The organism is Tenacibaculum haliotis, from assembly GCF_025215075.1.
Classification (GTDB): Bacteria; Bacteroidota; Bacteroidia; order Flavobacteriales; family Flavobacteriaceae; genus Polaribacter; species Polaribacter haliotis_B.
Window position 1 is genome coordinate 260057 of sequence record NZ_JAOBTH010000029.1, and the last position, 18979, is coordinate 279035.

At 31.3% G+C, this 18979-nt stretch carries 13 protein-coding genes; 5 read left to right on the top strand and 8 right to left on the bottom strand.

Going from position 1 to position 18979, the window contains the following annotated elements; translation table 11 throughout:
• The first annotated feature begins 48 nt into the window (after window positions 1–48).
• The 5 genes from N2251_RS12895 to N2251_RS12915 are packed head-to-tail and all read left to right on the top strand — an operon-like array spanning window position 49 to window position 5783.
• Entirely contained in the window at window positions 49–1671 is a 1623-nt protein-coding gene (locus N2251_RS12895) for a 4Fe-4S binding protein (RefSeq protein ID WP_260587142.1), read from the top strand.
• Window positions 1661–2137, top strand: coding sequence for a toxin-antitoxin system YwqK family antitoxin (locus N2251_RS12900; protein WP_260587143.1), 477 nt, complete (start codon window positions 1661–1663; stop codon window positions 2135–2137). Before N2251_RS12895 ends, N2251_RS12900 begins: the two co-directional genes overlap by 11 nt.
• The gene (locus N2251_RS12905; protein WP_260587144.1) at window positions 2138–2830 is read left to right on the top strand and encodes a glycosyltransferase family 2 protein; all 693 of its coding nucleotides are present in this window, start codon (window positions 2138–2140) and stop codon (window positions 2828–2830) included.
• Window positions 2830–4320 (top strand): cellulose synthase family protein, encoded by a 1491-nt coding sequence (locus tag N2251_RS12910; RefSeq protein WP_260587145.1) that lies wholly within the window; start codon window positions 2830–2832, stop codon window positions 4318–4320. The genes N2251_RS12905 and N2251_RS12910 overlap by 1 nt, the downstream gene beginning before the upstream one ends.
• Window positions 4320–5783 carry an MptA/MptB family glycosyltransferase gene (locus N2251_RS12915; protein ID WP_260587146.1) on the top strand — a complete coding sequence of 488 codons (1464 nt, stop codon included), beginning with the start codon at window positions 4320–4322 and terminating at the stop codon, window positions 5781–5783. Before N2251_RS12910 ends, N2251_RS12915 begins: the two co-directional genes overlap by 1 nt.
• A 35-nt stretch (window positions 5784–5818) precedes the next feature.
• Here N2251_RS12915 and N2251_RS12920 read toward each other — a convergent pair whose 3' ends face one another.
• The 8 genes from N2251_RS12920 to N2251_RS12955 all read right to left on the bottom strand — a co-directional run bounded on the left by N2251_RS12920 (window position 5819) and on the right by N2251_RS12955 (window position 18871).
• Entirely contained in the window at window positions 5819–6400 is a 582-nt protein-coding gene (locus N2251_RS12920; RefSeq protein WP_260587147.1) for an acyltransferase, read from the bottom strand.
• Window positions 6401–6445: 45 nt separating this feature from the next.
• Window positions 6446–7183: an energy transducer TonB gene (locus N2251_RS12925; RefSeq protein ID WP_260587148.1), complete on the bottom strand. Its 738-nt coding sequence runs from the start codon at window positions 7181–7183 to the stop codon at window positions 6446–6448.
• A gap of 103 nt (window positions 7184–7286) precedes the next feature.
• Window positions 7287–8009 carry an energy transducer TonB gene (locus N2251_RS12930; protein WP_260587149.1) on the bottom strand — a complete coding sequence of 241 codons (723 nt, stop codon included), beginning with the start codon at window positions 8007–8009 and terminating at the stop codon, window positions 7287–7289.
• A gap of 72 nt (window positions 8010–8081) precedes the next feature.
• A complete protein-coding gene (locus N2251_RS12935; RefSeq protein ID WP_260587150.1) occupies window positions 8082–8450 on the bottom strand; it encodes a VanZ family protein in 369 nt (122 codons plus the stop codon).
• Complete coding sequence (gene gcvH / locus N2251_RS12940; RefSeq protein WP_260587151.1) at window positions 8416–8796, bottom strand: glycine cleavage system protein GcvH; 381 nt, start codon at window positions 8794–8796, stop codon at window positions 8416–8418. Before gcvH ends, N2251_RS12935 begins: the two co-directional genes overlap by 35 nt.
• 24 nt (window positions 8797–8820) lie before the next feature.
• Window positions 8821–15954, bottom strand: a complete 7134-nt coding sequence (sov, locus tag N2251_RS12945) for a T9SS outer membrane translocon Sov/SprA (RefSeq protein ID WP_260587152.1) — start codon at window positions 15952–15954, stop codon at window positions 8821–8823.
• A 6-nt stretch (window positions 15955–15960) separates the two neighbouring features.
• Window positions 15961–16542, bottom strand: coding sequence for a Holliday junction branch migration protein RuvA (gene ruvA, locus N2251_RS12950; RefSeq protein ID WP_260587153.1), 582 nt, complete (start codon window positions 16540–16542; stop codon window positions 15961–15963).
• Between the two features lie 52 nt (window positions 16543–16594).
• The gene (locus N2251_RS12955) at window positions 16595–18871 is read right to left on the bottom strand and encodes an NADP-dependent malic enzyme (protein WP_260587154.1); all 2277 of its coding nucleotides are present in this window, start codon (window positions 18869–18871) and stop codon (window positions 16595–16597) included.
• Window positions 18872–18979 lie beyond the last annotated feature (108 nt).

Genomic DNA, 18979 nt, shown 5'->3' on the forward strand with positions numbered 1-18979 from the left:
ACGTCTAGCTATTTTTTGAATTAAAAACTATAATACCTTATCATTATTTTGAAACATCTAAAACAAACAGGATTAATTATCTTTTTAGTAGGATTAACCTTCTTTATAGCAACTATTTTTACGGGGTCTTTCAGCTTAAAACAAGCGGAATTAGATACTTTTTTAAAAGAACAAAATTATAAAAGTACTATCATAAAAGGCGAGCTAGAGAAAGCTGTTGTAACTTCAGAAAATTTAAACATTTTCAAATTTTCGAATCGCGTTATAAAAGCATACAAGAATTCTAATGATTATTATGATAATCTTATAACCAAGTATGATGCTGAAAAAAACTGGGACAAAAAAGGAAAACAATTTCAATATAAAATCTTTGGAAAACCACATAGCTTAAGTTTTGCACTTGCTAAAAAAGCTGGTAAAGGATTTGCCATTGAAAACACAGGTTTAGCATGGTTTTTAACTTTTGGCTTAGGTATTCTTGGTGCATTACTATTTATTGTTCCTGATGTTGTTTTATTAGGAAAACCAGGTATAAAAAATGATGGAATATTTTTAAACGCAGCTACTAATCGTGGTTGGATTGGTTGGTTTGCTTTTATCTTTTTAGTTACTTTTTATATACTCCTTTATTTTTATCCAGATTTTATTGTAAACTGGGTGTATTTGGTCGATCCAATTAGCAAATTTATTAGCGGTAATCCGGCAAGTCAATGGTTTTTATATGGTTTTTTATATTGTGTAGTTATGACTGTTATGGCGGTAAGAATGTATATAAAATATCGTCATAATAAGTATCAAGTTTTAAGAACAACATCCGTTTTATTCTTTCAAATTGTGTTTGCTTTTTTAATTCCAGAAATTTTAGTGCGTTTCGAAAAACCTTGGTATGATTTTAAAAATGCATTTCCTTTAGATTATGATTTCTTTTTTAAATGGAATTTAGATGAATTGTTAGCTAGTGGTGGTTTTGGATTATTTATTTTAGTTTGGGGTGTTGTTTTAACAATCGTAGTTGTACCAGTAATGGTTTATTTCTTCGGAAAAAGATGGTATTGCTCTTGGGTTTGTGGTTGTGGTGGTTTAGCTGAAACCTTAGGAGATCCTTACAGACAACTTTCAAGTAAAACATTACTTTCTTGGAAGGTAGAGCGTATTGTAATTCACTCTGTACTTGTTTTTGTTTTAGTAATGACAGGTTTTGCTTTATACACCTTCTTTTATGGTACGGACCAAGTTTTAGGTATTAAAACACAAACAATTCAAGATATTTATGGTTTTCTTATAGGTTCTATTTTCGCAGGAGTTATTGGAACAGGATTTTATCCGATTTTTGGTAACAGAGTTTGGTGCCGTTTCGGTTGTCCGCTTGCAGCATATTTAGGTTTCATACAACGTTTTAAATCTCGATTCAGAATTACCACAAACGGTGGTCAATGTATTTCTTGCGGAAACTGTTCTACTTATTGTGAGCAAGGAATTGATGTGAGAGCTTACGCTCAAAAGGGAGAGAACATTGTACGTTCTAGCTGTGTAGGTTGCGGAATTTGTTCTGCTGTTTGTCCTAGAGGTGTTTTAAAATTAGAAAATGGACCAGAAGAAGGAAGAATAAATCCTACAGAAATATTATTAGGAAATGATGTTGATTTAATGGAATTAGTGAATGAAAAATAAACTATTTCTTCTCTGTTTTTTTATATCAATTGTCGTTTTTTCACAGAAAACATATCAAAAAAAATATTTTGATAACGGTAATTTAAAAGAAGAGGGCTGGATAAAAAACTCCTTTAAAACTAACTATTGGAAGTTTTATTATAAAAACGGACACTTAAAGAAAGAAGGGAATTTTAAAGAGAATCGCTCCACAAAATATTGGTATTTTTACCGCAAGAATGGAACGCTAGAAAAAGAAGGTCATTTTGTTCTCGGTAAAAAAAGTAAGTGGTGGTTATTTTATGATATTGATGGATTTATAAATCACAAATGTCAATTAAAAGACAATCAGAAAAACGGATATTGTTTACGCTACAATCAACAAGAATTGGTAAAAGCAGAAAAATATCAACAAGGAAAAAAAATAAAAGAATGGACAGATTTAGCTTCTTTTAAAAAAGAAAATAATTTGTTCGATTTAAGATAAATGAATCAATCAATTAAAGTTATTATCCCTGCTTATAACGAGCAAGATTCTATCGCCAATGTTATCAACGATATTCCATCAATTGTAGATGAAATAATTGTTATCAATAACAATTCTACAGATGCTACAGAACTGAATGCTAAGAATGCAGGTGCTACCGTTTTAAAAGAAACCAGAAAAGGATACGGCTATGCATGCCTAAAAGGGATGGATTATATTGCTGAACAAAAAAACAAACCCGATATTATTGTTTTTTTAGATGGTGATTATTCTGATTATCCTGAGCAATTAACCGAACTTGTTCATCCTATTATAAACGATAATATCGATTTTGTAATCGGATCACGTGTAAAAGAATTAAGAGAAAATGGCGCCATGACACCTCAACAAATATTTGGTAACTGGTTGGCTACTTTCTTAATGTCTTTATTTTTTGGCGCAAAATTTACCGATTTAGGGCCATTTAGAGCTATTAAATATGATAAATTATTAGCTTTAAACATGAAAGATAAAACCTATGGATGGACGGTAGAAATGCAATTAAAAGCATTAAAACAAAAATTCACCTATACTGAAATTCCTATGAGATACAGAAACAGAATTGGTGTTTCAAAAGTTTCAGGAACTGTAAAAGGTAGTATATTAGCGGGCGTTAAAATATTAAGTTGGATATTTAAATACAGTTTTAAATAATGATAGTAGAGTATATTATAATAGTGGTTTATGCTATTTCGTTAATTTTAATTTTCATGTATGCTTTGGCACAATTAAACTTATTGTTTAATTACCTAAAGGCGCAAAAAAAAGAAGATAACTCTCCTAAATTCGATTTCTCTAAACCTGCAGAAATTCCTTTTGTAACTATTCAATTGCCTGTTTTTAACGAATTATATGTAATGGAACGTTTGTTAACCAACATTGCAAAAATTAAATATCCGAATGATAAATTAGAAATTCAGGTTTTAGATGATTCTACAGATGAATCAGTAATTTCTACTGCAAAACATATTGCTCAACTTCAAAAAAAAGGATTAGACATTGTACACATCCGAAGAGAAAATCGTCAAGGATTTAAAGCTGGAGCTTTAAAAGAAGGATTAGCTATTGCTAAAGGAGAATTCATAGTTATTTTTGATGCTGATTTTTTACCACAAGAAGATTGGTTAGAAAAAACGATTCCATATTTTAAAAACCCTGAAATTGGTGTTGTACAAACACGTTGGGGGCATATTAATAGAAATTACTCAACCTTAACTAAAATTCAAGCATTTGCCTTAGATGCTCATTTTTCTTTAGAACAAGTTGGTAGAAATAGTAAAGGTCATTTCATTAACTTTAACGGAACAGCAGGTGCATGGCGTAAAGAATGTATTATAGATGCCGGAAACTGGGAAGGAGATACTTTAACGGAAGATATTGATTTAAGTTATAGAGCACAGCTTAAAAACTGGAAGTTTAAATATTTAGAAGATGTTGAAACTCCTGCAGAATTACCTGTTGTGATAAGTGCTGCACGAACCCAACAATTTCGTTGGAATAAAGGTGGTGCCGAGAATTTTCAGAAAATGGGGAAGCAGATCATTACAAATAAAAACGTTTCTGCAAAAACTAAAATTCACGGACTTTTACATCTATTAAACAGCTCTATGTTTACTTGTATTTTTTTAGTTGCTGTTTTAAGTATTCCGATGTTATACATCAAAAATGAATACGCCCATTTAAGACCTTTCTTTTACATGATGAGTTTTTTCGTTTTAAGCTCTATCATATTTTTTATCTGTTATTGGTTTATGTATAAAAAAAATAATGGCGGAGGATTTAAAAATTTCATTAAATACATAGGTGCTTTCTTTACTTTTTTCACCATTGTAATGGGCTTTTCTTTACACAATACCATTGCTGTTTTAGAAGGTCATTTTGGCAAGAAAAGTGAATTTGTTCGTACGCCAAAGTTTAATATAAAAAGCCTTAAAGACGGTTGGAAAAACAATAAATATGTGAAAACAAAAGTTTCTTTAAATGTTATTATTGAAGGGTTTTTAACATTGTATTTTATCTTCGGTATGTATAGTGCTTTTGTTGTTGGTAATCAAGATGGAGATTTCGGATTATTTCCTTTTCACTTGATGTTAACAATCGGATTTGGATACGTTTTCTTTAAATCACTTTTTTCTAAAGCCTAATGTTTTATTGGAAAAAATACAGTTCGTTACTACTAACTTTTATTGGTAGTGTTCTTTATTTTTGCTTTGCTTATTTTTTGGACAGAACTGAATTTTCGAATTTACTTTTTTTGTGGTTTTCTTTATTTCTGATCACTTACTTTTTATGGAAAAGCAATAAAAATAATTTTATACTTTTAGCTAGTCTTTCAATTTTGTTTCGATTGATTTTTCTTGTTGCAATTCCAAATTTATCGCAAGATTTTTATAGATTTATTTGGGATGGTAGAATGATTTTAGAAGGCTTAAACCCGTATTTATCACTACCAAAAACATTTATAGAGCAACAAACATACCCTGTAAACCAAGCTATTGATTTATACAAAGGAATGGGTGCAATGAACGGAAGTCATTACACCAATTATCCGCCTATAAATCAGTTGTGTTTTTTAATCGCGGCTATTTTTGCAAACAAAAGTATTTTAGGTAGTGTACTTGTAATGCGTATAATTATAATTTTTGCTGATGTAGGAATTCTTTACTTCGGAAAAAAATTACTCGAAAAACTTAATTTACCAGTTCAAAATATCTTTTTGTATGCTTTAAATCCGTTTATAATAATCGAGATGACTGGTAACCTACATTTCGAACCTGTAATGTTATTCTTTTTAGTGTGGAGTTTATATAAACTACTACAACGAAAATGGATTTGGGCAGCACTACTATTAGCTTGTTCTGTATCTGTAAAATTAGTTCCTTTACTATTTTTACCATTATTTTTGCAATGGTTTATAAGACCATTACAAACAAATAACAAAAAAATTATTACATGGATTGGGTTTAAGTTTCGTCCAAAAGAATTATTCAAATTAATCAGTTTTTATCTGGTAGTTATAGCCGTTACACTTTTATTATTTCTTCCTTTTTACTCATCAGAATTAATTGCTAACTATTCTAATTCTGTAGGATTATGGTTTCGAAATTTTGAATTTAACGCTAGTTTTTATTATGTTGCTCGAGAAATTGGTTATTTATTTAGAGGCTATAATGAAATTGCTGTAATCGGTAAAATAATGCCGTTTTTAACCATTTTATTCTTAATTGCTATCACTTTTATCAGAAATAATAAATCGTTTACACAATTACTAACAGCCATGCTCTTTGGCTTATCATTTTATTATTTTACGACAACAACAATGCATCCTTGGTATATTGCTACACTTTTAATTTTATCACTATTTACAAAATATCGATTCCCTGTAATTTGGAGTATCGTAATTATTTTTAGTTATCAAGCATACGCAAATCAACCTTGGAAAGAAAACCTTTGGTTTGTTGCTTTAGAATATGTAATCGTTTACGGTTTTTTAATTTGGGAGCTGTTCATAAAAAACCCACTTAATAAAAATCAAGTGGGAAAAATTGCTATGAAAAAGAATGTGGTCTTGCAACCACTTCTCAAATATAGAGAAGTTACTTCTTAAAAACAAATTAATCTTTTAAAAGAAACAAGGGTTAGCTACATTTTTACTATTTTATTATTTTCTAACTTGTATTTTTGGTTGCTTTCAACACATATAGCCTCACCAATTTCATTAAAATTTAATCGATGACCATATTCACTAACCCAACCTATTTGCTTGGATGGATTACCAACAACTAATGCATAAGGAAACACTTCTTTGGTTACTACTGCTCCTGCACCTACAAAGGCATACTCTCCAATATCATTACCACAAACTATGGTGGCGTTTGCACCAATACTAGCGCCTTTTCTAACAACGGTTTTCAAATATTGATCTTGTCTCTTTATAGCGCTTCTAGGGTTTATTACATTTGTAAAAACCATTGATGGGCCTAAAAAAACATCATCTTCGCAAATAACACCTGTATAAATAGATACGTTATTTTGAACTTTTACATTATTCCCTAAAATTACTTCTGGAGAAACCACAACATTTTGGCCAATATTACAATAGTCCCCAATATTGCAATTGGGCATTATATGGCTAAAGTGCCAAATTTTGGTTCCTGCACCTATTTTACTGTTATTATCTATTACTGCTGTTTCGTGTGCAAAATAAGGTTTCGTTGTGTTCATAAAACAAAAATAAAAAACTCAACTTAAATAGTTGAGTTTTTAAATTTATTCTACATTAAAAGTAATTGGCAAAGTATATTTTACTTTTACAGTTTTATCATTTTGCTTACCTGGTGTAAATTTTGGAATTTTATTTACTACTTTGTTTGTTTCTTTTTCTAATCGTTTATGTGGTGCTCTAATTTTTATATCAGACACAACTCCAGATTTGTCAATTATAAATTGAGTGAAAATTTTATATTTTCCAGATCTTAATCCTAAATCTTGCGCTATTTCTCCATTAAAATAACGTTGAACATGTTGTTTAATTTTACGTTCAAAACATTTCCTATTCTCTACTTCAGATAATCCTTCACAACCTTTAAAAACAGGTGCAGTTTGAACACTATTGATAGACATCGTGTTTTCTACCGGCTTATCTATCACTTTTTTTGTTATTGGTTCACTAACAATTGTTTTGTTTTCTTCTGCTGGTTTAACTACTGTTTCAATTGCTATATCTGTATTTTTTACAATTTTTGGAAGTGCAATTGCTTTTAAAACTTGTTTTTTAGTTACCGTTTTTACTTTTATTTCTACCTTTTTCACTACAATAGGGTGTGAAAATGTAAAAACTGTTTCCACCGAATTATTATATGGAATAGATATATCTCCTATTTTTTTTTCAGTTTCATGTTCTAAGGAAACAAAAACAATAAATAAGGTAAGTACTAAACCTAGCTGTGTAAAAATTGATGAAAATTTTTCTAATTGTTTTCTTGGATTTTTCTTTTGAGCATTCATAGTTATTAAGATTTAAGTTAATACTATGTTAAAACCAAGAAGTGTGCCAATAAAAAAGCAATCCAAAATGGATTGCTTTTTTAAAATATATTTTTATATAAAATTACTCTACATTAAAAGTAATAGGTAATGTATATCCTACTCTTACTGCTCTACCTCTTTGTCTACCTGGTTTCATTTTAGGTATTTTTTTAGCTACACGAATAGCTTCTTTTTTTAATCTTGGGTGAGGAGCTCTTGCATTTACACTTATAATAGAACCATCTTTATCAATTTTAAATTGAACATAGATTCTCTTTTTACCTGGTGCTAAGCCTAACTCGTTTGCCAATTCAGAATCAAAATAACGCTGAACGTGCTTTTGTAATTTCTTATTTAAACAAGCTTTCTTTTGTGATTTTGTTCCTGTACATCCTGGAAAAATAGGCACTTCTTCAATAATAGCGAAAGGTACATCTTCATTAAAAACTTCTTCTTCTACAGCTTCTTCAATATCTTCTACTTCAACAGCTTCAGATTCATCAGTTTCAGTAGATTCAATAATAGTTTCCTCTACTTCTTTTTCATCCTCTACAACTTCAATTTTTTCAGGTGCTGGTGGTGGTGGTGTATTTGGTTTTGGCTTTGGTGGCTCAATTTGAAGCTCGATAGTTTCTTCTTCAATTTCTGAAGCCATGTTAGCCATTCCTAAATCTCCATACTCCTTATCGTATGTCTTATTCTCAATTGCAATATACGTTACAAATAAAGCTAAAACCAAACCTAACTGCATAAACAGTTTACTATAGTTCTCTAAGTTTGACTTTGGATTTTTCTTAATTTCCATCCTAAATATTTTTTAATAGTTCGCTAATTTAATTAAATTATTTTAACTTTTACAAGCTAATTCTTTAAATAGTTACATTTTTCTTAAAAAAAGAAAGTAAATAATGTAAGCTATTAAAATACCCGTCGTGTTTGCTACAATATCTAAAACATCACCTGATCGGTAGGATGTTATTGTAACTTGAAGAGCTTCAATAATTATGCCGTAAAAAAAGCAACAAAAAACAATAAGAAATTCATTGATCTTTGTTTTTTTTAAAGCCAACAACCAAATTAAATTTAAAACAAAATAAGCAAAGACATGCTCGTATTTATCTAAATTATTTAGTTGAATTGGTTGTTTTCCTATTTTTACTAAGCTTAAAATAGCAATACTAATGGTAATAAGTATTGCTATTCCTTTTAAATTACGCTTTAATAAGTTCTTGATATCCTTCAGCACTTAATAAATCTGCTATTTGTGAATCATCTGATAGCTTAATTTTTATCATCCAACCTTTTCCGTAAGGATCAGAATTTACCAGTTCTGGTTCGTCTTCTAACGCTTCATTAAAAGCAATTACTTCTCCTGATAAAGGCATAAAAAGATCTGATACCGTTTTTACTGCTTCTACTGAACCAAAAACTTCTTCAATATCTAAAGTTTCATCTAAAGTATCAACATCTACATACACGATATCACCTAATTCTCCTTGTGCAAAAGCTGTAATACCAATGGTAGCTACACCTTCTTCTATCTTAACCCATTCGTGGTCTTTTGTATATTTTAATTCTGATGGAATGTTCATTGTACTATTTTTATTGTGTTTATTTTAATTTCCTAAATTGTATATTATATTGATTCCGGCATTGATAGATTGTCTCGGAAACGTAGTTGACACCGCATATTGAAACGTTTGATGGTTATAATAAAACGACGCTGTTAAATTACTACTTAAATTATAATCTGCTATAAATTTTAATCCAAATAAATTTTCCCCTCCTGTTATCTGACTATTTTCTTTATCAACACTTCGTATTAAAGTCAAATTATCTCTTAATGAAATATCTGCTCTTAAATTAATATCTCCTTTTAACGTTTCTTTTTTACCAGTAAATCGGGTTACAAATTTAACATCTCTAATTTTATATCCAAATCCAACAACATATTCTGTTCCTTTAATGTCTGTTAACGTATTATTATTAAAATTTAACGTTAAACTTCTATCTCTTCTTACTTCTCCTTTAAATGAAAATGAATTTTTCATTCTAAAGTCAACTTTTATCAATGGTGAAAATTCATCAATTAAAGTTGCCGACGAAAGTAATAGTTCTGGCTGATAATTACCAGAAGTATTTGTATTTGTTGTAGGTGTTGTTGAATCGTATTGTAAATTATTAGTGTAATTTCCTATCGTATAAGACGATTTGTACCCGTGAGACAATGTAAAAGAAGAAAATGTCTTCTTAAACCATTTATTTTTCATGAACCCATTAAAACGCAATGTCCAGTTAGGGATTGGAATATTTTTAAAAATATTGGTACTTACCGAACTTGCGCTATTACCCGAATATGCGGCAATAAATGCTGGTAACATTGCTTGTTGTCCGCTTTCTTTAAATCCACCGACAGGTTGGTTTGTCGTTGCCAATCTATTAGCTATTATGCTTCTATTAGCTAAAAACGTTTCATATAATTCTTCACTATCTGTAAAAGCAGTACCTAACATAAAGTGACTGATACTATAATTACCTGTTTCAAAGGCTTTAATATTCGGATCTTGTTCAAAACCTCCATTTCCATCTGAAATAACATCTAATTGTTGATTTAGATTACTTGTTTTAATGCGGGTTCCTATTAAATCAATTGTTAAGGTTTTAAAAGGTTTTACAGAAATATTATAATCTAATTTTTTATATTTTGTTTTACCGTAATTCTTACTATAATAAGGTTGATTATCGTCTGTTTGACTTGTTCTTGTTACCAACCATCCGTTTTCAATAGCTCTATTTAAAATATCTGTTTGGCTACCAAATACAAATCCTAAAGTTGGTGCCGAACCTCCTCCGTAATTATTTCTCCCTAAGAAACCTACTGATGGTTTATATCCTTGTAACAACGTTCCGTTATTTTCAGTATAACTAATTTTAGCTCTTTTTACTGATGTTAATACGTCGTACATTCCTTTCATCACTTTATGACCAAAAGAAGCATTTCTTTTTAATTTTGCTTTTTGTTTTGATGCTTTAGCTCCTAAAGTGGCTGCTCCTTTTTTCGCAACTTTCTTTTTGGTTCCTTTTAACAACAACTTATCTAGTTTTAACGTTTTGTAAAAACGTCCAAAATCTATATTTGTATTAAAATTATGTGTGTTTGCATTCTGTATCATATTACCAACAACATCTACATAATTTATGTTTTGTCCGTTTGGTAATTCCAAGCTACTTTGTGAACTAGCTTTCCAATCAAAATCAGCATTATATCCATAATCCGCACTTAAAAAGCTTAAATATGGCAACTTGCTAAGAGGTAATTTATAGGTTGCATTTAATTTTTGATGATAATTATCGGGTCTACCAATCGTAAAAAATTGATCGTATATTTCTAAATCTTCATCATTTCCAAAACTATCATATATATGATTATTTGTAGCATTGAAATTTAACTGCAATGATTTTGTTAAGTCGAAACCAATCGTATAGTCCCAATTAAACATAAATCTACGTTGAATTAATTCTGGCTGAGCTGTTAACCCTTCAATTAAGTTTCTTGATTGTTGCGAATTATAATTTCTATTAATTCTAGAATTAAGTGCGATCGTTTTTGGTACCGGGTTAAAATTAAGATCTTTTATAAATCGCAAGTATTTACTACTAAAAGTTTTCGATTTTTTAAAAGGTTCGATAACAAAAGGCTTAAAGTTAAAATTATAACTCGCCCCTGCCATTACATTCTTATTTTCAAACTTTTCAATATTATAATCTTTATGAAATTCTTCATTATGCGCATACGAAACTGATAAATTTTCCACATCGTAAAATTTCGGTTTCTTCTTGCTTTCAGGATTCTTATTCTTTTTTACATTGATAAAACTAATGCTTTTTCTACGTGTATAATCTTGTGCGTTTTTACTATTCGGGTTTTTACCTAAGGCATCTTCTAATGCGACATCCTGAAACTGAGGATCATATTTAGGATCTCTAAATTCCTCACCATAAGTATAACTCATCGGCACTTGCATGCTCCATTTTTTAGGCATCATTTTACCTAACTGAACATTAGTTGCAACGCTATATTGTTTAATTTCTTCTATACTTCTTTGCTGTACTCTATCTTCAACATTACCAAAACCAATGGTAGACATTCTTCCTGCTAAAGAAAGATCCATAACATCTGCTAAATTTGCATCTGCATTTACTACAGCTGCCCAACCGCCTTTATTATCAAAACCTACGGCGCGTAACTCATTAAACCAAATTTCTGCTGTTTTATCTGAATTCGATACGTTTTTCATTCCTAACATTACAGTTCTTACTTGCGCTAATGTAGGATTTCCTTTTACTGATATTTTTAATCCATTAGAACTTGTTGCTGAAAAAATATCAGTAATATTTGTTCCGGCACCCGTTGGTCTTTCAATTTTTAAATTTGCTAATTCTTGTAACGGAACCTCTAAATTATTTGCTTCTGGCCAAACATCTAATGAAGTAGCTCTTGATGTTGATAAAATTAACGGTTTTTCAATTTCGTAATAATTATCATTTAAATCTGTTCCAAAACGAATAACAGCTACCATGTCGCCATCTTGGGTACTTGCAGTCGTTGGCTTTTCTGCATGTAAAAACATACGTAGTTTTTTATACCTACGCATATCAATATTTATATTTTTAAAAATAGTTCGCGCTTCATCAGCAGGTAAATCTGTAGCTTTTAAAGTAACAGACTGTTCATTTTGTCGCTGAATTCTGTTTGTTCCCTGTAATTGTTCTCGTTGAATACCTGGAGGCAGTTTGTAAATTTCTTGATTTTGCTCAATACTAACCACACCTACTTCAAAATTATTAAGCTGTGTATTGTCTAAACTTACAGGCACTCCTGTTTGTGGTAACGTTTTTGTATACCTACGCCAATCTCCTCTTACCAATTCTAATTCTCCGAATCTTAAAACAACTGGCATTTTAAATTGCGAAAGAAACATTCTTATAAAACGGATGCTATTAAAATCGGTAATTCCGTTAATTTTCTGAGCATCAACAACATTTCTTACCGGAATTCTAAATTGATACCAAGTTGTATTTCTAGATGTTCCGTTTGCTAACGAAATTGGCTCACTTTTTACATCTATAATATGATTCTGTCCTAACTGTAAATCGTTTTTATTTAATGAAACCTCGTATTCAAAATAACTACTTACGGGATTCATTGTTTGATCTTTATTGATATCTTCTACATCGGGGTATGTTGTTGATGAAGTAGGATAAGATTCGTTTGATTGACTTGCTGTTGGTGAGTTTCCTTGCGTACCGTTAAAGTTTTTATATCTTGATAAAACCGACGGATTTGAATTTTCTAAAGACCCTCCTCTAAAATACTGAAAGTTATCTCCTGCCGGATCATCTAAAGATGCAAACGCCGGAAATTTTATTTTTTCATCTTCATCCGTCAATCCATCTAAACCAATATCTTGATTTATTCTAGCGCCAGGACTTGAATCAAAAGCATATAAAATTGATGGATTTATTGGTGTATTACCCCAAGCGGTTTCATTTACATTTGTTCCGTCTATTTTATTTCCATCAATAGGTAAACCATTTTCATACTGTTTTCTACCATCCTTTAAAATATCTTCAGATATATTTCCTAAATTAATAAATAACTTCCCTACTTGGTTACTTAAATCTTGAGGATTTACTCCTGCTGATAATCCTTCTGCTTGTGTGATTGAGTAATTCTCATAAGGATCCATCAACCAAAATTGAATATACTCTACATTCGCTTGTTCAAAATTATTAGTTGTTAATGGTCGCATAATTCCTCCCCAACGTTCTTCTGGAGTTACTGAACTTCCGTTTGGATTATAATTATAAGGTCCTCTTTCCGATGGATAATATGCTAAATCTAAAGTACGTACTAAATTTTGCTGTGTAATATCTAAATCGGTATTTGGAAATAATTCATTGTAACGTATTTGACGAACTTCATTTCTTGACAACTCATTTTCATCAATATTACTAGGTCTATTTCCGCTACCATAAAATAATTGATCTACATTATACCAAGCTATTTTTCCTCTCGAAAAATTATATGATAAAGGATCTGGATTATTATTTACAATAACATCATTATAATTATCTGGTGTACTTGCTAAAAACCATTGTTGTGGTGAACTTAGGTTTATTGGAATTTGAGAAGCTTCAAAATCATCTAAATAAGAAGTTGCGGTACCATCAACATTAATTCCGCTTGGCGATCCTGGTAATAAATATGCCATATCAGCTCTTACAGATACATTAGACGGAGCGTCAGTTTCTACAAAAGGTAATTTATTGGCTAATTTTGTTAAATAAGGAACCTCAGCTGAGTAATCTAGATTTAAACCTAACATTACATTATCAATAGGTTCTCCGCCAAAATTCACTTTTGGTGTAATTGGTTTTTCACTTACGTTTAAATAAGTTCCTCCTAAAGTAAATTTATCAGAAAAACGATGTTCTACATCAATACCTATAAACGTTTTTCTCTGTTGACTAAACAAGTTATTACTCTCTGTAGTTGCGCTAATTGGCACGCCAGAAGCCTCTAATCCTGGGTCTAAAATCTGTACACGTCCTAACTGGTAATCTACCACATAATCAATACCTTCTACCAACTGCCTTCCTCCAGCAGTTACTCGTACCGAACCTCTTGGTATATTAAACCCTCCTAAAGAAATACCTCTGCTTGTTTCTGATTTAAAATATCCCTTTAAAAAGAATTTATCTTTATTCTGATATTCATTTTTTGCCTGAATTTTAGTGGTTAAATACAGTTCTTCAAAAAGGTATTTATCTTGATCTGAAGGATCGGTAAGTTCATCTCTTAAATCAACTCCAAAAGGTTCTGGTTCTGGAAACAACACATAACCTCTTTCAGAATTCACTGTAATTCCGTCTACATAATCGAAAAAACCATCACCGTTTGGCACTGTATATTGACTTTGATCGAGTTTATCTAAATTTAAAATACGTAATAACGGCTTGTCTGTTATTCCTGGTGTTAAGGCTTTTTGCAAGGTATTCTGTAACGTTCCTGTTTCATCGTCACGGTACAATAATTCAAAACGAAACCCCTCACGTTGTAAAGGAAAAGCACCTAAGGCATATACGTTCTTCATCATTAAACGCCATGTAGGAAACGCTTCTGCTGGTGTACCAGAAGTACCTCCCGTTCCTGGGCGTACTGTATTTAAAATTTCACTACGTAATAACTTTACTACCAAATTATCTGGAGCAACTACACCATCATTAGAAAATTCACCTACTTTAAATACTGATTCTCCATTAGATGCTCCAACGACTGTATACTCGTAAGCAACTGCTAAAACTTCTCCGTCATTTAATCTTCTATTTAAAGAGATAAATCCTAATTGTGGGTGCACTCTAAACTCATTTGATTGTAGTTTTCGTGCATTTTGTAAGTATGAATAGTTAAACCCCTGACGTGCTTGTGTAACAATACTTCCAATCGCATTATCCACCGAAGCAACATCTCTAATACCACCTGTAGTTGTAGTTAATAATGAGCTTAAATTGTTAACGCCGTTATATGGTAATATTTTAGAATTTACTGAAATTGCTCCAGGTATTGTAGTAATATCTGTAGGATCAACCTTGTTTGCATCTTTAGATTCTCCTAAATCGGCAAGTCCTACAATACTACGATAATCTGTTACATTTTGAGTTCTATTGGTAATCCAAACCTCTACTCTTGTTATATTGATTGGGCTGTTTACCAAAGGATAATTATCTAATGCTTTTTTATAGTTTTCTCTAAAGTATTGTCCTAAAAAAAAGTGACGATCGTTATCATAATCAGAAGCACGGAATTCAAATTGTTCTATCGTTGCCCCTCCTTCTGAAATAACTGTTTTAGATTGTGAGTTTTGTTGTGAAAATGCAGCCGTTACATATGTTTTACCAAACTGTAATTCCGTTTTTATACCAAATAACGTTTGTGCCCCATTTATCAATGAGTTTTTAATTGGCATACTAATATTACCAGCTTCAATATTTCTTATAATATCATCTTCGGTGGGCGTATATTCTAATTTGATAATATTCTGAAAATCGAAAGTAGATTGCGTGTCGTAATTTGCCGTTACCTTTAATCGTTTACCTACTTTTGCTTGTAAGCTTGTACTTATTTGCTGATCGAAATCAAACGTAAAACTACTTTGATTTTCTATAGATATTTGAGGGTTTTCATTTTTTTGATAAATCCCTCCAAGCTTTATATTTACCTGACCAGTAGGGTTTACATCAACTTCATTTCCACCAAAAACAGATTCAAAAAACTTAGAGTTTACATAATATTTTGGAAGTAAATTTTTTCTAGCACTTTTATTTCCCTTCTTCTTAGAGTTTGTTGCATCAATTTTTTCTTTAAAATAATCTTTTACATCATTTTTTAACCGATACTTATTATACTCCTCAGGAGTCATAAAAATAGGGGTACCAATATAGTAATCACCAATTTTCTCTACCAACACAAACTTGTTTATCGTTTTATCATATCTTATGATTTTTTCCGTTGGATTATTTAAGAAAAGACTCCCTTTTTGATTGCTATTAAAATTATACTTTAAAGGTATAATAGTATCTTTCTTAACAGTATTTCCGTTATTATTAGAAGTACTTTGCGAAAACGAAACAACACTTACCAGTAAAGTAAGTGTTGTAAGTAATGTATTGATAATTGTTTTTTTCAACCCCTTTTATAAATTTTTTAACGCCTGTTTTATGAGTGTTTCAACACTAGCATCAGGTGTTTCTTTTAATATATTTCCGATAACTTTATCTGCCTGCTTGCGTGCAAACCCAAGAACCTCTAATGCAGATAACGCTTCTTCTTTACTTGTATTGTTTTGAGCAATTGAAACTTCATCTAAATCAAAAACCTTTAAAACTTTATCTTTTAAATCAACAATAACACGTTGTGCCGTTTTTGCGCCAATTCCTTTTACAGATTGTATTGTTTTTACATCTTCTGAAGCAATTGCTTGTTGTATTTCTTCAGATGTCATTGATGACAACATTGTTCTTGCAATACTTGGTCCGACTCCTGAAACAGAGGTAAGTAATCTAAAAATTTCCCGTTCTACTTTAGTAAAAAAACCATACAATGTATGTGCATCTTCTCTTACAGATAAATGCGTGTACAACAACACATTTTCATCATCTGGTAACGAAGAATACGTATGTAAAGAAATGTGTAATAAATATCCTACTCCATTACAGTCTATTACTGCATAAGTAGGGTTTTTCTCCACAAGTTTCCCCTTAATTTGTGTGATCATTCTATTAAATTTCTACTTGTCTAATGTAGACAAATTATTTAGTATTAAAAACTTAGTTTTTATTTCCCTTATTTTGAGCGTCTACAACTGCTACTGCTGCCATATTTACCATCTCATCTACACTTGCTCCTAATTGTAAAATATGTACAGGTTTGCTCATTCCTAATAAAATAGGCCCAATAGACTCAACGCCATCAACCTGTTTCATTAACTTATAAGTAATGTTTGCTGATTCTAAATTTGGAAATATTAAAATATTTGCTCTTTTACCATTCAGTTTAGAAAAAGGAAATTCTTTTGCTAACAACTCTGGGTTTAAAGCAAAATCTGCCTGTAACTCTCCATCAACAATTACATTCGGATGATTACGATGTATGTACGAAACTGCTTCTCTTATTTTTATTGAACTTTCAGCTTTTGATGAACCAAAATTTGAAAAACCTAGCATAGCAATATGTGGTTTCATTCCAAACATTTTTGCTAAGCCCGATGTTAATTGACTAATCTTTGCTAATTCTTTAGCTGTTGGGTTGATATTAATAGTTGTATCGGCTAAAAACATTGGCCCTTGCTTGGTCAACATCATATTTGTTGCTGCAACTCTAGTAACACCTTTTTCTTTTTCTATTAACTCTAACATTGGTTTTACAACCGATGGATACGACCTGGAATATCCTGTAATTAAAGCATCTGCTTCACCAGTATTTACCATCATCGCGGCAAAATAATTACGCTCACGCATCCATTTTTGGGCTTCTAAAAAAGAAATACCTTTACGTTGCCTTGTTTTCCAAAAAGTCTCAGCATACCTGTTTCTTCTATCGGTTTCTTCATCTGTTTTAGGATCAATAATAACAACTTCGGCATCAAAACCTAGCTCTTCTTTTAATTCTAAAATAACATCTTTTCGCCCTAATAAAATAGGAATTCCGATTTTCTCATCATAAACTCGCTGTGCTGCTTTTAACACATCTAAATGATCTGCTTCTGCAAAAACCACTCGTTTTGGTGCTTTTTTTGCTCTGTTGTGAAGTAAACGAATTTCTTTACTTCCGGTACCAGAGCGATCCATTAATTCTTCACGGTACGCATTCCAATCTGTAATTGGTTCTTGGGCTACGCCAGAATCCATTGCTGCTTTCGCAATTGCAGGCGGAATCTCATATATTAATCTTGGATCAAATGGTTTTGGTATAATATATTCTTTACCAAATGAAAGACTTACTTCGTCGTATACAATGTTTACTTGCTCAGGCACCGATTTTTTTGCCAAATCTGCTAAAGCATGTACCGCTGCCATTTTCATTTCTTCATTAATCTTGGTCGCTCTAACATCTAAAGCGCCTCTGAAAATAAATGGAAAACCAAGTACATTGTTTACCTGATTAGGATGATCTGATCTTCCTGTTGCCATGATAATATCATCACGCGTATCAACTGCTAATTGATATTCAATTTCAGGATCTGGATTAGCCATTGCAAAAACAATAGGGTCTTTAGCCATCGACAATAACATCTCAGGATTCACGACATTTCCTTTTGATAAACCTATAAAAACATCGGCATTATGCATTGCTTCTTCTAAAGTATTGATGTCTTTATCGGTAGCAAATTCTTCTTTTTGTGATGTTAAATTATCGCGATCTTTTCTGATAACTCCCTTACTATCACACATCACTACATTTTCTCTTTTTGCACCTAATTTTAAATACAATCGTGTGCAAGAAATCGCAGCTGCTCCTGCTCCGTTTACTACAATTTTAACAGTAGCAATATCTTTACCTATAATTTCTATTGCATTTTTTAATGCTGCTGCTGAAATTATTGCTGTACCATGCTGGTCATCATGCATTACAGGAATATCTAATTCTTCTTTTAACCTTCGTTCAATTTCAAAAGCTTCTGGAGCTTTAATATCTTCTAAGTTAATCCCTCCAAAAGTAGGAGCTATTGCTTTAACTGTTTCTACAAATTTATCAACATCCGTAGCATCAACCTCAATATCAAAAACATCAATATCAGCAAAAATCTTAAACAATAATCCTTTCCCCTCCATTACAGGTTTCGAGGCTTCAGGCCCAATATCTCCTAAACCCAATACTGCTGTTCCGTTGGTGATAACAGCTACTAGATTACCTTTGGCTGTATATTTATAAACATTATCTTTATCTTTTGCTATTTCTAAACAAGGCTCTGCTACCCCAGGAGAATACGCTAACGATAAATCGTGTTGTGTAGTATACTTTTTAGTAGGTACTACTGCTATTTTACCTGGCTTTGGCTTGGCATGATATAGTAAAGCTTCACGCCTTTTTCTAGAGTCACTCATAGGTTCGTTGTTGTTTGTTTGAACTTACAAATATACGTTTTTGTTATTTAGTTAAAACTTTAAAACATGACTAAAATCATTTTTTGAAAATAATAGCTTTCATAATTT

Bases quoted from the DNA above. Each gene is read 5' to 3' on its own strand.
- N2251_RS12900 (WP_260587143.1), top strand. From the start codon at position 1,661: ATGAAAAATAAACTATTTCTTCTCTGTTTTTTTATATCAATTGTCGTT.
- N2251_RS12905 (WP_260587144.1), top strand. From the start codon at position 2,138: ATGAATCAATCAATTAAAGTTATTATCCCTGCTTATAACGAGCAAGAT.
- N2251_RS12910 (WP_260587145.1), top strand. From the start codon at position 2,830: ATGATAGTAGAGTATATTATAATAGTGGTTTATGCTATTTCGTTAATT.
- N2251_RS12915 (WP_260587146.1), top strand. From the start codon at position 4,320: ATGTTTTATTGGAAAAAATACAGTTCGTTACTACTAACTTTTATTGGT.
- N2251_RS12920 (WP_260587147.1), bottom strand. From the start codon at position 6,400: ATGAACACAACGAAACCTTATTTTGCACACGAAACAGCAGTAATAGAT.
- N2251_RS12925 (WP_260587148.1), bottom strand. From the start codon at position 7,183: ATGAATGCTCAAAAGAAAAATCCAAGAAAACAATTAGAAAAATTTTCA.
- N2251_RS12930 (WP_260587149.1), bottom strand. From the start codon at position 8,009: ATGGAAATTAAGAAAAATCCAAAGTCAAACTTAGAGAACTATAGTAAA.
- gcvH (WP_260587151.1), bottom strand. From the start codon at position 8,796: ATGAACATTCCATCAGAATTAAAATATACAAAAGACCACGAATGGGTT.
- ruvA (WP_260587153.1), bottom strand. From the start codon at position 16,542: ATGATCACACAAATTAAGGGGAAACTTGTGGAGAAAAACCCTACTTAT.
- N2251_RS12955 (WP_260587154.1), bottom strand. From the start codon at position 18,871: ATGAGTGACTCTAGAAAAAGGCGTGAAGCTTTACTATATCATGCCAAG.